Source organism: Nocardiopsis sp. NPDC006139, assembly GCF_040614155.1.
Lineage (GTDB): Bacteria > Actinomycetota > Actinomycetes > Streptosporangiales > Streptosporangiaceae > Nocardiopsis > Nocardiopsis changdeensis.
Genome location: NZ_JBEXTT010000012.1, coordinates 62955 through 78420 on the forward strand (window position 1 = coordinate 62955; position 15466 = coordinate 78420).

General features: G+C 71.9%; 13 protein-coding genes. 7 read left to right on the plus strand and 6 right to left on the minus strand.

Annotated features, from left to right (window positions below; translation table 11 throughout):
* Window positions 1-77 precede the first annotated feature (77 nt).
* Complete coding sequence (coaA, locus tag ABZ249_RS17585) at window positions 78-983, minus strand: type I pantothenate kinase (protein ID WP_220565510.1); 906 nt, start codon at window positions 981-983, stop codon at window positions 78-80.
* Window positions 984-1367: 384 nt separating this feature from the next.
* On the opposite strand from coaA, the gene glmS reads away from it, so the two are divergent.
* Window positions 1368-3221, plus strand: a complete 1854-nt coding sequence (gene glmS / locus ABZ249_RS17590) for a glutamine--fructose-6-phosphate transaminase (isomerizing) (protein ID WP_355263677.1) — start codon at window positions 1368-1370, stop codon at window positions 3219-3221.
* 98 nt (window positions 3222-3319) lie between these two features.
* Here the strand turns inward: glmS and ABZ249_RS17595 are convergent, their stop codons facing one another.
* Together ABZ249_RS17595 and ABZ249_RS17600 are read right to left on the minus strand one after the other, a co-directional pair.
* Complete coding sequence (locus ABZ249_RS17595) at window positions 3320-3685, minus strand: STAS domain-containing protein (RefSeq protein WP_355263680.1); 366 nt, start codon at window positions 3683-3685, stop codon at window positions 3320-3322.
* A gap of 163 nt (window positions 3686-3848) precedes the next feature.
* Window positions 3849-4394 (minus strand): ATP-binding protein, encoded by a 546-nt coding sequence (locus ABZ249_RS17600; protein ID WP_355263683.1) that lies wholly within the window; start codon window positions 4392-4394, stop codon window positions 3849-3851.
* Window positions 4395-4679: 285 nt separating this feature from the next.
* On the opposite strand from ABZ249_RS17600, the gene ABZ249_RS17605 reads away from it, so the two are divergent.
* Window positions 4680-5591 carry a helix-turn-helix transcriptional regulator gene (locus tag ABZ249_RS17605; protein WP_355263686.1) on the plus strand — a complete coding sequence of 304 codons (912 nt, stop codon included), beginning with the start codon at window positions 4680-4682 and terminating at the stop codon, window positions 5589-5591.
* A 493-nt stretch (window positions 5592-6084) separates the two neighbouring features.
* Window positions 6085-6339 carry a DUF397 domain-containing protein gene (locus ABZ249_RS17610; protein ID WP_220564755.1) on the plus strand — a complete coding sequence of 85 codons (255 nt, stop codon included), beginning with the start codon at window positions 6085-6087 and terminating at the stop codon, window positions 6337-6339.
* A gap of 283 nt (window positions 6340-6622) precedes the next feature.
* Here ABZ249_RS17610 and ABZ249_RS17615 read toward each other — a convergent pair whose 3' ends face one another.
* Window positions 6623-7984, minus strand: coding sequence for a lysine 2,3-aminomutase (locus ABZ249_RS17615; protein WP_355263689.1), 1362 nt, complete (start codon window positions 7982-7984; stop codon window positions 6623-6625).
* Between the two features lie 402 nt (window positions 7985-8386).
* Between ABZ249_RS17615 and plsX the strand changes: the two genes are divergently transcribed.
* From plsX to ABZ249_RS17635, 4 genes are all read left to right on the plus strand, one after another.
* Window positions 8387-9493 carry a phosphate acyltransferase PlsX gene (gene plsX, locus ABZ249_RS17620; RefSeq protein WP_355263692.1) on the plus strand — a complete coding sequence of 369 codons (1107 nt, stop codon included), beginning with the start codon at window positions 8387-8389 and terminating at the stop codon, window positions 9491-9493.
* A 62-nt stretch (window positions 9494-9555) separates the two neighbouring features.
* Window positions 9556-11301, plus strand: a complete 1746-nt coding sequence (argS, locus tag ABZ249_RS17625; RefSeq protein WP_355263695.1) for an arginine--tRNA ligase — start codon at window positions 9556-9558, stop codon at window positions 11299-11301.
* 298 nt (window positions 11302-11599) lie between these two features.
* Window positions 11600-12202 (plus strand): YceI family protein, encoded by a 603-nt coding sequence (locus tag ABZ249_RS17630; protein WP_220564752.1) that lies wholly within the window; start codon window positions 11600-11602, stop codon window positions 12200-12202.
* A gap of 82 nt (window positions 12203-12284) precedes the next feature.
* A complete protein-coding gene (locus tag ABZ249_RS17635) occupies window positions 12285-13331 on the plus strand; it encodes a hypothetical protein (RefSeq protein WP_355263699.1) in 1047 nt (348 codons plus the stop codon).
* 52 nt (window positions 13332-13383) lie between these two features.
* On the opposite strand, the gene rbsK is transcribed toward ABZ249_RS17635, so the two are convergent.
* The gene (gene rbsK, locus ABZ249_RS17640) at window positions 13384-14283 is read right to left on the minus strand and encodes a ribokinase (RefSeq protein ID WP_355263702.1); all 900 of its coding nucleotides are present in this window, start codon (window positions 14281-14283) and stop codon (window positions 13384-13386) included.
* A complete protein-coding gene (locus tag ABZ249_RS17645; protein ID WP_220564749.1) occupies window positions 14280-15113 on the minus strand; it encodes an exodeoxyribonuclease III in 834 nt (277 codons plus the stop codon). Before ABZ249_RS17645 ends, rbsK begins: the two co-directional genes overlap by 4 nt.
* Window positions 15114-15466 lie beyond the last annotated feature (353 nt).

Genomic DNA, 15466 nt, shown 5'->3' on the forward strand with positions numbered 1-15466 from the left:
CGGCGTCCCATCCGGGGTGGGCCGTGGAGAGAAAGAAGGACCAGCCTACCCCCGCCCGGGCGTGTCCCGGACCGCTCTCAGGTCTTGCGCAGGCGGACCCGGCTGACCCGGTGGTCGTCCCCCTTGAACAGGACGAGGGTGGCCCGCCCCCGGGTGGTGCGGATGTTCTCGACGAGGTTGACCTCGTTGATGGTGCGCCAGGTGTTGGCCGCGAACTCCAGGGCCTCCTCCTCGCGCAGGGTGGTGGCCATGTGGTGGAAGTAGGACCGCGGATCGGAGAAGGCCGTGCGGCGCAGCTCCCGGAACCGGTCCAGGTACCAGTTGCGGATGTTGTCGACCCGGGCGTCGACGTAGATCGAGAAGTCGAAGAAGTCGGACACGGCCAGCCGTCCGGCCGTGGCGGGCTGGAGCACGTTGATGCCCTCGACGATGAGGATGTCGGGGCGGTGCACGGTCTGCCGCTCGCCGGGGACGATGTCGTAGTGCAGGTGCGAGTAGACGGGGATGTCGATGCGGTCGGCCCCCGCCTTCATCTCCGAGACGAACCGGACCAGCGCCCGCCGGTCGTAGCTCTCGGGGAAGCCCTTGCGGCGCATGAGGCCGCGCGCTTCGAGCACCGCGTTGGGGTACAGGAAGTTGTCGGTGCTGACCAGTTCCACGTCGGGGTGGTTGGGCCACTGGGCCAGCAGGGACCGCAGCAGGCGCGCGGTGGTGGACTTGCCGACCGCGACGCTCCCGGCCACACCGATGATGAACGGGGAGGGCCGGTCGGCCTCCCCGAGGAAGCCCCGGACGGCGGCGTGCCGCTGCTGGGTGGCGCCGACGTACAGGTTGAGCAGCCGGGACAGGGGCAGGTAGACGTCCCGCACGTCCTCCAGGGACGTCGGGTCGGTGGTACCGCGCAGCCGTGCGAGCTCGGCCTCGGTCAGGGAGAGCGGAGTGGCGGCCCGCAGAGCCGCCCAGGCCTCCCGGTCCAGCTCCACGTACGGCGTGGAGACGCCGTTCTTCGTCGGGTGGGACACGAGTGACCACCCTAGACGAGGGCCTCGACCGGTCCGGGCGCCCGGGTCCCGGGTAAGCCCGAAGCAGGGACGTAACGTGGTCGAAACCACACGCCCGCCCGTCGCCCTCCGCCACCCTCAACGGACGGCCTGCGGCCGCAGACCCTCCCAGGCAGGTCCACCAAGGTTTTTTTGGCCGGGTACGGCCTGGTGGAACCGGTTCCACTCGGACGCCCCGCACGGCCCCCACCTGCGCGGTCTACCCGTGGTACACCAAATGGTCTATACCGTTACCTGGGAAAACGACCATTGGTATCAACGGGTGGTTGGTCGATTCGGCGTCCTTTTTGGCCTACGCTGGCGGCCATGTGCGGAATCGTTGGCTACGTCGGGCCGCAATCGGCGCTCCAGGTCGTCGTGGACGGCCTCGCGAGGTTGGAGTACCGCGGATATGACTCCGCGGGTGTCGCTGTGCTGGGCGGGGGCGCCCTGCACACGGAGAAGCGGGCCGGCAAGCTCGCGAACCTGCGCGGTGCCCTGGAGGAGCACCCGATCACCGGAGAGGGCGCGGGCATCGGCCACACCCGCTGGGCCACCCACGGCGCCCCCAATGACGTCAACGCCCACCCCCACGTCGACAACGACAACCGGGTGGCGGTCGTCCACAACGGCATCATCGAGAACTTCGCCGCCCTGCGGCTGGAGCTCGAGGACGCGGGCTGCAAGTTCACCTCCGAGACCGACACCGAGGTGGCCGCCCACCTGCTCAGCACCGAGCTGGCGGCGCGCGGCGACGGGGACCTGGCCGCCGCCATGCGCGCGGTGTGCAAGCGCCTGGAGGGCGCCTTCACCCTGGTCGCCGTCTCCGTGGACGACCCCGACCTCGTGGTCGCCGCCCGCCGCAACTCGCCGCTGGTCGTCGGCCGCGGCCAGGGGGAGAACTTCCTGGCCAGCGACGTGGCGGCGTTCATCGCCCACACCCGCGACGCGGTCGAGCTGGGCCAGGACCAGGTCGTGGAGCTGCGCCCGGACTCGGTGCGCGTCACCGACTACGACGGCGCCCCCGTCGAGGTCAACGAGTACCACGTGGACTGGGACGCCTCCGCCGCCGAGAAGGGCGGCTACGACTACTTCATGCTCAAGGAGATCGTCGAGCAGCCGCGTGCGATCGCCGACACCCTCCTGGGCCGCCTGTCCGTGGGCGGCGAGCTGACCCTGGACGAGATGCGGCTGTCCCCGCAGGACCTGCGCTCGGTCGAGAAGATCGTCATCATCGCCTGCGGCACCTCCTACCACGCGGGCCTGATCGCCAAGTACGCCATCGAGCACTGGTGCCGCATCCCGTGCGAGGTCGAGGTGGCCAGCGAGTTCCGCTACCGGGACCCGATCCTGGACCGGCAGACCCTGGTGATCGCGATCTCCCAGTCGGGCGAGAGCATGGACACCCTGATGGCGGTGCGCTACGCCCGCGAGCAGCGCGCCAAGGTGCTGGCGATCTGCAACGTCAACGGCTCCACCATCCCGCGCGAGTCCGACGGCGTGCTGTACACGCACGCGGGCCCGGAGGTCGGGGTGGCCGCCACCAAGACCTTCCTCACCCAGCTGGCCGCCTGCTACCTCATCGGCCTGTACCTGGCGCAGGTGCGCGGGCTGAAGTTCGGCGACGAGATCGACGCGGTGATCGCCCAGCTGGCCACGATGCCCCAGCACGTGGAGAAGGTTCTGGACACCGTCGGCCCGGTGCGCGAGCTGGCCCGGTCGCTGTCGGACGCCGACACCGTCCTGTTCCTGGGCCGCCACGTCGGCTATCCGGTGGCGATGGAGGGCGCGCTCAAGCTCAAGGAGCTCGCCTACATGCACGCCGAGGCGTTCGCGGCGGGCGAGCTCAAGCACGGGCCGATCGCGCTGATCGAGGAGGGGCTGCCGGTCGTCGTGGTGGTGCCCTCGCCGCAGGGCCGCAGTGTGCTGCACGACAAGATCGTGTCGAACATCCAGGAGGTGCGCGCCCGCGGCGCCCGCACCATCGTCATCGCGGAGGAGGGCGACGAGTCGGTGCGCCCGTACTCGGACGTCCTCATCGAGATCCCGGCGGTGCCGACCCTGCTCCAGCCGATCGTGGCGACCGTGCCGATGCAGGTGTTCGCCTGCGAGCTGGCGCTGGCCAAGGGCAACGACGTGGACCAGCCGCGCAACCTGGCCAAGAGCGTGACCGTGGAGTAGTCCCCGCCGGGGGGTGTTCCCAGGGCGCGTCCGACCCCGTCGGGCGCGCCCTCCGCGTTGTCCGGGTCATCCGGGGGCGGCCTGCCGCGCGGGTGCGGTCAGCGGGCGGCGGCGCGGGTCCCGGCGTGCGCGGCGACGGCGGAGGCCAGGTCGCCGTGGGTGGGCAGCAGGGTGCGCAGGTTCAGGACGTCGAGGATGCGCGAGAGCTGGCGGGGCGGGCAGGCCAGGGCCAGGTGGCGGCGCTCGCGGGTGGTGACGCGCATCGCGTTGATGAAGGCGTTGACCCCGGAGGCGTCGATGAACTCCACCGCGGCCAGGTCGACGACCACACAGCCCCGGGCGGAGGCGGCCGCGATGGCGGCGTACGCGGCCTCGGCGGTGGCGATGTCCAGCTCGCCGCCGAGCGCGACGACGGTGGCGCCGTCGCAGATGAACCTGTCCCGTTCCGTGTCCAGCACGTCCACGCCCCGTTCCCCGCGTCGGAAAACTTCCCCTGTCGGACGCGATCGGTCGAATACCGACATGCGCTGACAGCCTACTCTGCTCCGGGACTCGGCAGAGTGGGCCGAAGGCGGGATGTGGACGGCGGGGCGGCCGTGCCGGGCGGGTCCTGCGTTCGGGTGCGGGTCAGTCCCGCCCGCCGCAGACGGCCCAGACGACCTTGCCGCCGCGGATCGGGTTCCAGCCCCACTCGCCGCTGAACGCGGCGACCAGGCTCAGGCCGCGGCCGGACTCGGCGAAGTGGTGGGCGTCGACCTTGTGGGGGGCGCGGTCGCTGGTGTCGGCGACCAGGCAGGCCACCCGTCCGAAGCCGTCGGCCCGGCTCAGCCGGACCACGACCGGGGTGGTCCCGGGGTCGCGGTCGGGGGTCAGCGCGTGGCGGCAGGCGTTGCCGACGAGCTCGGAGAGCACGAGGCGGACGTCGTCGGCGACCTCGGCCAGGTCCCATTCGGCCAGGACGAGGCCGGCGAGCCGGCGGACCGCGCCCACGGAGTCGGGGACCGAGGCGAAGGAGCCCACGACGTGCTCGGAGGTGCGCTCGGTGCGGCCCAGGGGGGTGCCGCCCAGCGGGTCCGCCCACCGTCCTCCCGGGAGCCGGGGGACTTCGGTCAGGGAGGGACGGCGCCAGGATGCCCCGGAGTGCCGCTCCGAGGACATCAGCTCTGCGTTCATCACGATCCTCACGAGTGGTGAAGCGGGTTCGCTCGGCCTTGTCTGCGTGTGGCACCGTGTCTTACCGATGTAAGACACAGATGCACGTGCAGATCAACGCCCGGCAAGCCTATAGGACGAACAACCCTTATTGGTAGATGTCCTTCGAAGAATTCACACACGGACATCCGGGTTTACTGTCGACACAGAAGGCCTCGGAACGCCCACCCCGAACCCCTGTTCCCAGCGGAATGGGCTCGGTATACTGGGCGGTCGCTCGCGCCAAAGCCGCTACAGGGAGGCGATGTGGTCGCCGATCACGCAGAGAACTTCCAGGTCACCCGGGATTTCCTGGCGAATTCCAGCGGTGGTCCGACCGTGCTGCGCATTCTTCTCGGAACGCAGCTCCGCAAGCTGCGCCAGGAGAAGGGGATTTCCCGGGAGGACGCCGGATACGCCATCCGCGCCTCCCACGCCAAGATCAGCCGCATGGAGCTGGGCCAGGTCAGCTTCAAGCACCGCGACGTGGAGGACCTGCTCAAGCTGTACGGCGTGACCCACGCCGGCGAGCGCGAGGCCCTGCTCGGCCTCATCACCAGCGCCAACGCCCAGGGCTGGTGGCACAAGTACAGTGACGTGCTGCCGAACTGGTTCGGCGTCTACGTGGGCCTGGAGGAGGCCGCCTCCGTCATCCGGACCTTCGAGGTGCAGTTCGTCCCCGGTCTGCTCCAGAGCGAGGGCTACGCCCGCTCGGTGATCCGGCTGTCGCGTACCGCCACCTCCGAGGAGGACATCGACAGTCGCGTGCAGATGCGCATGCACAGACAGCGCAGATTCACCGAGGACGAGGGCCCCCGCCTGTGGGCGGTCATCGACGAGGCCGTGCTGCACCGGCCCTTCGGCGACGCCGCCGTGATGCGCGGGCAGATCGAGCACCTCATCGAGATGTCCCGTCGGCCCAACATCACCGTCCAGGTCGCGACCTTCGCCATGGGCGGGCACCCGGCGGCCGGGGGGCCGTTCAGCATCCTGCGCTTCCCCACTCCGCAGCTGCCCGACGTGGTCTACCTGGAGCAGTTGGGCAGCTCCCTGTACTTCGACAAGTTCGAGGACACCAGCCTCTACGCCCAGACGATGGACCACCTGGCCACCCAGGCGCCGCAGCCCTCGGCCACCGAGGGGATCCTGCGCTCGTTCCTGGAACGCTACAGCGACTGAGCCCCCGGGAACCCGCCTCCCGAACCGTCCCCGCGACCGCGCCGCCCCACCCCGCAACAGCCACCCCACAGCCGCCCACGACCCCCGCGGGGCCTCCCGCGACACACATCCCCCGGCCCCTTCCCAACGCCCGGTACCGCTCCGCGTCCGGGCGTTCGCCGTGCGCGCACACCTGTGCGGCCCGGCTGACCGGCTTCGGCCACGACTGGGAAACGATCGGGGGTCCGCGGAACCCCTCCCCGGAGCCCCCACGTTAGCGGTGACATGCGCGTCCTCACCCTGGGATCTTGCATATGTGCTTACCGACGTAATCACGTATGCACGTGCATAAGCTACTCTCTGGGTGCGCACCGGGGACGGAACGGCACATTGGGGAAGATCTCTCCTCAGAAACCCCGACCGGTCCGGTGACTCCGGCACGAGCGCCCCCGACGTGTCGGCGGCAGCGCGTGGACACCCGCTCACACGTCCCCCGAAGTTCCAGGAGGTCGAGATGTCGCCCATCTACAACGGCGTTCCGGCAAGCCGTCTGCCCAAGGTCGAGTGGACCAAGAGCAGCTGGAGCAATCCGGATGGGAACTGCGTCGAGGTGGCGACCCTGCCCGGCGGGGAGTTCGCGGTCCGCAATTCGCGCGACCCCCAGGGGCCGGTGCTGGTCTACACCCACGCCGAGCTGGAGGCCTTCGTCCGCGGCGCCAAGACCGGCGACTTCGACGCCCTGCTGGGCCAGGCGGGCTGCCGGGTCTGACCCCGGCGCGCGCAGGTCCGCGGCACCGACGGGCACCGTCGCCCGCGGACCCCACAGAACCCCCTTGGAGAAGCCGTCCGCGCCGATGGCCACCGCGCCGGACCCCGGCCGCGCGGTGACCGCCTTCCGTCCACGGTGCGGACGCACGAGGAGCCCGGTACCCCTCGACGGGTACCGGGCTCCTCCGTACCTGCACGGCCGCCGGGGCCGGAGGCGGTGGAGGCGCGGGCGGGGCCCCGTGTTCAATGCCCTGCGCGGGCGCGGACGGGCCCCGCCGGGGCCCCTACAGGCGGGTGGGGTCCACGCCGCCGTCGCCCGCGGCCACCGGGGGCGTCTCCCACGGGAAGTGGGTGGCGCCCAGGGCGGGCTTGAGGTCGAACAGCCAGGCGGCCTTCTCGTCGTACTTGGCGAAGAACGGCCTGCCCACCAGCTCGGGGTCGCGCGCCTGGATGAAGTGCAGCGCGAACACCTTCTCGCCGGCGATCTCGGTGACGCCGTCCACGCACACCTTGCCCGGGGTCGCCGACATGGACGGACCGCGGACGGTGCGGGCCAGCCCGGACACGTTCTTGTAGGCGCCGCGGAAGATCTCGTAGGCCTCCGCCAGCGGCACCGCGAAGTAGTCCTGCGGGCCGGTGTCGCGCTCGACGAACATGTAGTAGGGGACCATCCCGTGGCGCAGGTGGGTGCGCCACATGCTCTCCCACACGGCCGGGTCGTCGTTGATCGTGCGGATCAGCGGAGCCTGGGTGCGGATGACCGCCCCGGTGGAGCGGATGCGCCGCACGGCCTCCTGGACGATCTCCGGCCGCATCTCGGCCGGGTGCGAGAAGTGCGCCATGAACGCCAGGTTCTTGCCCGAGGCGACGACCTTCTCGAAGAGCCGGAGCGTGTCGTCGGCGTCCGGGTCGGTGACGAAGCGCTGCGGCCAGTAGGCCAGCGCCTTCGTGCCGATCCGGATGGCCTCCAGGTGCTCGATCTCCAGCAGCGGCTCGATGTACTTGGAGATCACTCCCTCGCCCATGATCATCGGGTCGCCGCCCGTGAACAGGACGCTGGTGACCTCCGGGTGCGAGCGCACGTAGTCGACCAGCTGGTCGATCTCGCTGGAGGCGAACTTCAGGTCGGCGTCGCCGACGAACTGGGCCCAGCGGAAGCAGTACGTGCAGTACGCGTGACAGGTCTGCCCCTGCTTGGGGAAGAAGAGCACGGTCTCCTGGTACTTGTGCTGGATGCCCGGGATGGGCTCTTCGTTCACCTTGGGAACGTTGAGGTCCATCTGCCCGGCCGGGTGCGGGTTGAGCCGCGCGCGGACGGCGTTGGCCGCCTCGTTGAGCTCCTTGCGGGGCGCCCCGGCCTTGATCAGGTCGGCGATCCGCGCCACGTCGCTCTGCGGCAGCATGTCCGCCTGCGGGAACACCAGCCGGTAGATCGGGTCGTTCGGCGCGGCGTCCCAGTCGATCAGCTCGTCCAGGACGTAGCTGTTGACACGGAAGGGCAGGACGGTCGCCACCGCCTGCACCGCGAGCCGCTCATCGGCGGCGAGGCCGGCTCGCGCTGTGAGCTCGTCGATGTGCTTCGTCGTGTAGGCACGAAACCGACGTCCGGTGGACGGGGACAGTGCCGCCTCTGGCGTAACGCTCACGCCTCTCCTCTCCTGGATGCGATTCAGGGCCGCCCGCGCGGGGTCGTGAGGGCAGCCCTGATCCGGGGGTTCCGGTGTGCGGGCACCCGGGGAACCTCCGGAAACGGAATTCGTGTTCGGTTGTCACATGCACCCGGAGCGTCATGAACACCCGGGCCAGCGAGCGGATATACCCCTACTTGGGGCTTTGTACCCAGATGGAGCAAAATACAGCCCTGACCTGGACATACGGGAAGTATCCTCGCATGAGTGGATGAATGTCCCGAACCGCAGGGCTTCCCACTCCACCCGGTACGGTGTTTGCACACCACCCGCGCACCCGTCGGCGTGTGCCCGCATCGGCGCGGGGACCTGCACCGACGGCGTGCCTCCACCGATTCACCTCACCGTGAAGGACGCCACGTGACCGGCACCTCCGACGCGGACGCGCCCGTCGCACTCCGCCGCACCTCGCCGCCGATCATCGCCGTCGACGCGATGGGCGGCGACAACGCCCCCGGGGCGGTCGTCGAGGGCGCCGTCCTGGCCGTACGCGAGCTGGGCCTGCGGGTCGTCCTCGTGGGCCGCCGCACCGAGATCGCCGGCCTCCTCGCCGAGCACGACGCCCTGCGCGACATCCCGGTCGTGCACGCCGAGGACAGCCTCGCCATGCACGAGGGCGCGCTGGCCAGCTGGCGGCGCCCCCGCTCCAGCGCCGCCGTCGCCTGCCGCCTGATCCGGCGCGGGGACGCCGACGCGCTGGTCTCGGCCGGCTCCACCGGCGGCGTCGTGGCCACCTCCACCGTGCGCCTGCGGACCCAGCACGGGGTGCTGCGGCCCGCCCTGGCGGTCACCCTGCCCACCGGCGAGACGCCGACGATCATGGTGGACGCGGGGGCCAACGCCGACGCCAAGCCGGAGATGCTGGTGCAGTTCGCGCACCTGGGGTGCGCCTACGCCCAGACGGCGTTCAGGGTGCAGCGGCCCCGGGTGGGGCTGCTCACCATCGGCTCCGAGCCCGGCAAGGGCAACAGGCTGGTCCGCCGCACCGCCGAGCTGCTGGCGGCCGCCGCCGAGGACTCCACGGTCATGGACTACCGCGGCAACATCGAGGGCCACGACCTGCTCGCCCGCAAGGTCGACGTGATCGTCACCGACGGGCACACCGGGAACGTGGCGCTCAAGGCCGTGGAGGGGACCGCCGCGTTCGCCATGGACGCCGTCCGCACCGCGCTGACCTCGTCGGTGGCGGCCAAGGCCGGGGCCATGCTCCAGCGCAAGGCCCTGCGCGGGCTGCGCGAGCGCCTGGACAGCGAGACCTACGGCGGCGCCGCGCTGCTGGGGCTCAACGGCACCGTGGTGATCGCCCACGGCGACAGCCGGGCCCGGGGCATCGCCCATGCCTGCCGCCTCGCCCACGACCTGGCCGCCGGGGACATCGGCGAGCACGTCCGCCGCCGTCTGCACACCCGCCCGGCCGGGTGGCTGCACCGCCTGGCCCAGTCCGAGGGCCCCGCCGAAGGGCGCTGAGGGGCGGCGGGGCGGGCGGAAAAGCGCCGAGAACACCCCCGCGGGCTCGGTACGCTTGGGGCATGGCCGACCCGCAGGAAGTACTCTCGCGACGGGTCCAGTCCGCCCTCGGGGCCGCCTTCGGCCCCGAGTACGCCGACACCGACCCCGTCATCCGCCCGTCACAGTTCGCCGACTACCAGGCGAACGCCGCGCTCGCACTCGCCAAGCGCCTGGGCCGAAAGCCGCGCGAGGTGTCCGCGGCGATCATGGAACACCTCGACGTCGCCGACGTCTGCTCGGCCGTGGAGGTCAGCGGGCCCGGCTTCATCAACCTGACCCTGCGCGACGACTGGATCTCCGGGCGGACCCGCGAGCTGCTCGACGACGAGCGCCTGGGCGTGCCCGTGCAGGAGCGGCGCAACATCCCGCTCGACTACTCCGCGCCCAACGTGGCCAAGGAGATGCACGTCGGCCACCTGCGCACCACCGTGGTCGGCGACTCGCTGGCGCGGACCCTGGAGCTGCTGGGCCACAACGTCATCCGGCAGAACCACATCGGCGACTGGGGCACCCCCTTCGGCATGCTCATCGAGCACCTGCTGGAGGTCGGCGAGGACTCGCCCGAGGCGGACCTGCTCACCACCGACCCCAACGCCTTCTACCAGGCGGCGCGCACCAAGTTCGACTCCTCGGGCCCCGGGCCGGAGGAGTTCGCGGCCCGCGCCCGGCGCCGGGTGGTCGCCCTCCAGGGCGGCGACGAGGAGACGCTGCGCCTGTGGCGCGAGCTGGTGGGCCTGTCCAAGGTGTACTTCAACAAGGTGTACGCCAAGCTGGGCGTCACCCTCACCGACGACGACCTCGCCGGCGAGAGCACCTACAACGACATGCTCGCCGCCGTGTGCGACGAGCTGGAGGCCAAGGGGATCGCCGAGATCAGCGACGGCGCCCTGTGCGTCTTCCTGGACGGCTTCACCGGCCGCGAGGGCAAGCCGGTCCCGCTGATCGTCCGCAAGAGCGACGGCGGCTACGGCTACGCCACCACCGACCTGGCCACCGTCCGGCACCGGGTGGAGGACCTCAAGGCCGACCGCATCCTGTACGTGGTGGGCGCCCCGCAGGCGATGCACTTCAAGATGGTGTGGGCGGCCGCGCGCGAGGCGGGCTGGCTGCCGGACTCCGTCGAGACCACCCACGTCCAGATCGGCAACGTACTGGGCTCGGACGGGAAGATCCTGCGGACCCGCAGCGGTGCCCCGGTGCGGCTGATGGCCCTGCTGGACGAGGCGATCGACCGGGCCGCCGCGGTGGTCCGGGAGAACCGGCCCGACCTGCCCGCCGAGGAGCAGGCCGAGATCGCCCGCCAGGTGGGCATCGGCGCGGTCAAGTACGCGGACCTGTCGGTGGCGCACGACACCGAGTACACCTTCGACTTCGACCGCATGCTGGCGCTGACCGGCAACACCGGTCCGTACCTGCAGTACGCGCAGGCCCGGATCCGCTCGATCTTCCGCAAGGGCGGGCTGTCGCCGGAGCAGGCGCGGGCGGACATCACCGTCGGCCACGCCGCCGAGCGGGCGCTGGCGCTGAAGCTGCTGGAGTTCGGCCCGGTGGTGGCGCAGGTCGGCGACCTGCTCCAGCCGCACCGGCTGTCGACCTACCTGTTCGAGCTGGCCCAGTCGCTGACGGCGTTCTACGAGCACTGCCCGGTGCTGGCCGCCGGCACCGGGGCCGAGCGCGAGTCGCGGCTGACGCTGATCGCGGTGGCGCTGCGCGTGCTGGTCCAGGGCCTGGACCTGCTCGGCGTGGAGGCGCCCGAGCACATGTAGGGCGCGGCACCCGCAGGTGCCCCGAGGGCACCGGAAAGGGCCGGAACGCGGTGGCGCGTTCCGGCCCTTCGCCGTGTGCCGGGTCCCGGCCGGCAGGGGCCGGGTCCCGGAACGGTCATCGTCCGAGAGAACTCTCATAGCGGACGAATTCCCTTGCATCCCAGGCTTCTCCGCTTCCCGGGACGGAGCGAGTCCCATCTCTCGCCTTTCCCCGCGTCCGAAACCCGGGTCCGGGTGGTACACCGGACCTAGGCTGAACGGACAAAAGACCTTTTACGGACAAAAGGGAGAAGTAGGTATGGAATCCACTCCGGTCGGCCCGGCGCCGGGTCTCTGGCACCTGGACCCCCTGCACTCCAGCCTCATCTTCGTCGCCCACTACCTGCGCTTCGGCCGGGTCCAGGGCACGTTCGGCCGTGCGCGGGGCCGGGTTCTGGTCGCCGAGGACCCCGGCGCCTCGAAGGTCGAAGTGGTCATGGACGCCTCCAGCATCAACACCGGCGTCGGCGCCCGCGACGCGCACCTGCGCTCCGCCGACTTCCTGGACGTGGAGAACCACCCGGAGCTGCGGTTCGCCTCCACCGGCGTGGAGCCCGGCGGCCGCGGCCGCAACGCCTTCCGCCTGCACGGCGACCTCACCGTGCACGGCACGGCCGCCCCCGTCACCCTGGACGCCCAGTGGGTGGGCGAGGCCCCCGACTACGCGTTCCCCGACGACGTGTACGGCCACTTCTTCTCCGCCACCACCCGCATCCGCCTGTCCGACCACGGCGTGGGCGACGGCGGCGAGGTGCCCTGGGGCGGCCGCCTGGTCGGGGACGAGGTCGACATCGTCCTGGAGGTGCGGCTCCAGGACCAGGACCCCGCGCCGTTCCTGGCGCAGATCGGCCACGAGTCCTAGGAGACTCCCGACGAGGGGGCACCGAACCGGCGCCGGGGGCGTCTGAGCGACCGAACGCCCCAACGACCCCTCGAAGGACACGATGACCGACAGGATCGTCACCCTGACCTACGGCGCCGAGGCGTACGCCTACGCCTTCACCGAGCGCGCGGCCGAGAGCGGTGCACCCGTCCGGCACACCGCCCGGTTCTCCACACGGGACGGGGCCACCGGCCACGCCGTCTCCCCGGCGCTGGACCGCGTCGCCTACGCCGCCGGCGGGGAACTGGTGTGCGCCGACCGCGACGGCACCGAGCTCTGGCGGCACCCCCTCAGGACCGGCGACCAGGACGGCACGTACCTGTCCGGCGGGCCCTCGTGCGCCTTCTCGCCCGACGGGCGGACCCTCTGGCTCTACCGGCAGGGCCCGATGGTCCCGGTCCCCCGGGGCGAGTCGCCCGAGATGGACCGCAGGCTCGACCGCAACCCGCACCTCAAGCGCGGCACCGACCGGCTCCTGGCCCTCGACGCGGCCGACGGCACCGTTCTGGCCGAGGCCGTGCTGGGGAGTTCGGGGCACGGGGCCCTCGTCCGGCCCCACCCGGACGGGGAGCACGTCCTGGTGGGCGTGATGGAGGGCCAGGACGGGGGCCGCAACTTCCGCGCCCGCCTGGAGGACGGGGGGCTCGACCTCCACACGTACGGGACGTACGGCTACCTGGACGACCTGTCACCGAGCGGCCGGGTGTTCCTGGTCGGCGACGAATCGGGGATCACCCTCCACTCCTTCCCGGACGGGGAGGAGCTGGGCGGCTTCGGGCTGGACGCCTTCGACCACGACGGGGACGACTTCGAGACGCTCTTCCTCGGCATGCACCTGGCGGCCTTCCTCGACGAGGACCGCGTCGTCGTCTCCGTCCACGGCGAGCGCGCCGTGCCGGAGCCGGAGGAGGACGATGAGGACGAGGACTACGAGGACGACGGCCAGGACCTGGACTTCCGCGAGAACCACGTCGTGGAGGCGGCCACCGGGCGGGTGCTGGGCCCGCTCCCCGGGCAGTCCCGGCACCACGAGCGCCTGGTCGTGATCGGGGACGGCTCCTGGCTGAGCATCGACGGCGCCGAGCGGCCGCGCCGCCACACCCTCTGAGGACGCGCGGCGGGGGCGGCACCGGCCGGTGCCGCCCCCGCCGTCCGCCGGATCAGCCCCTGAGCAGGGCCTCGACCTCCGCGCGGGTCGGCATCGAGGAGCTGGCGCCGTGCCGCTGGACCGACAGCGCGGCCGCGGCGGCGGCGAACCGCATGGCCTCGGCCGGTTCGGCGCCCTCCGCCCGGGCCACCGCGAAGGAGCCGCAGAACGTGTCGCCGGCCGCAGTGGTGTCCACGGCCTCGACCTTCAGGGCCGGGACGTGCACCGGCTCGGCGCCGCGCGCCCCGTACAGGGAGCCCTCGCCGCCCAGCGTGACGAGCACCTCCGGGACCCGCTCCAGCAGCGCCGCGAGCGCCTCGCGGGGGTCGGTGCGCCCGGTGATCGCGGCCGCCTCGTGCTCGTTGGGGACGAGCACGTCCACCGACTCCAGCAGCTCGTCGGGCAGCTCCCGCGCCGGGGCCGGGGTGAGGTGCACCCGAACGCCCTGTTCGCGGCCGGTGCGCGCGGCCGCCACGACCGCCTCCATCGGCAGCTCCAGCTGGAGCAGGAGGGCGTCGGCCCCGCCGATGAGCTCTCGGTCGCCGGGCACGGTGCCGGTGACCTCGCCGTTGGCACCGGGCACGACGATGATCGAGTTCCCGCCGCGGCCGTCCACGACGATGTGGGCGATGCCCGAGGGGCCCGGAACGGTGCGCAGGCCGGTGGTGTCGATGCCGGAGGCGACCAGGTTGCCCCGCAGCTCGGCGCCGAAGGCGTCGTCGCCCACCGCGCCCAGGAACACGGTGTCGGCGCCGGCACGGGCGGCGGAGACCGCCTGGTTGGCGCCCTTGCCGCCGGGCACCTGCCGGAAGGCCGTACCGGTGACGGTCTCACCGGTGGCCGGAGCGGTGTCCACGTAGGCCACCAGGTCCATGTTGACGCTGCCGAAGACGGCGATGCGCGGGCCGCTCACGCCCCGTCCTCCTTCTTCTTGTCGCGGGGCAGGCCCTCTTCCCCGTCCAGGCCGACGATGACGGGCGCGTGGTCGGAGGCGCCCTTGCCCTTGCGCTCCTCACGGTCGACGCTCGCACCGCTCACGCGGGCGCGCAGCGCCGGGGAGGCCAGCACGAAGTCGATGCGCATGCCGCGCCGCTTGGGGAAGGCCAGTCCCTTGTAGTCCCAGTAGGTGTAGACGCCGGGGCCGGGGGTGTACGCGCGGGCGACGTCCTCGAAGCCCGCCTTGCCCAGGGCCCGGAAGGCCTCCCGCTCGGGCTCGGTCACGTGGGTGAGGCCGTCGAAGGCGGCCACGTCCCACACGTCGTCGTCCTGGGGGGCGATGTTGAAGTCGCCGACGTAGGCGATCTGCGCGTCGGGGTCGGCGGCCAGGGCGGCCGTGCCCGCCTCGCGCAGGGCCTCCAGCCAGCGCAGCTTGTAGGCGTAGTGGGGGTGGTCGATCTCGCGGCCGTTGGGCACGTACAGGCTCCACACCCGGACGCCGCCGCAGGTGGCGCCGATGGCGCGGGCCTCGGCCTCCTCGGGGTCGCCGTAGCCGGGCTGGCCGGGGAAGCCGACCTGCACCTCCTCCAGGCCGACCCGGGAGGCGATCGCGACGCCGTTCCACTGGGAGATCCCGTGGTGGGCGACCTCGTAGCCGCGGTCGGTGAAGACGGCGGCGGGGAACTGGTCGTCCCTGGCCTTGGTCTCCTGGATGGCGAGGACGTCGACGTCGCTCCGGTCGAGCCAGGCCCCGATCCGTTCGACCCGGGCCCGGGCACTGTTCACATTCCAAGTCGCGATACGCACAGCGCCAGCCTAGGGCTTCGCGGCGACAGCGGAGAAGGAAGCGGGTGCGGCGGGCCCGAAAGGCGGGCCGGCCGGAGGCCGGGAGGGCCCGGGCGGCCGTTGACCGGGGGCGGTGGGAGCGGACGGGCGGGAAGGGAAACCCGGCCGCAGGCCGTCGATTGAGGGTGGTGGAGGGTGACGGGCAGGGAGAAAAGCCCGGCCGGAGGCCGTCCTTTGAGGGTGGTGGAGGGCGACGGGCAAGGAGGGGAAGTCGGCCGCAGGCCGTCGATTGAGGGTGGTGGAGGGTGACGGGCGGGCCCGGTGCGGCCGTCCTCCGCACCGGGCCCAGGACGGGACTCCCAGCACATGCCCGG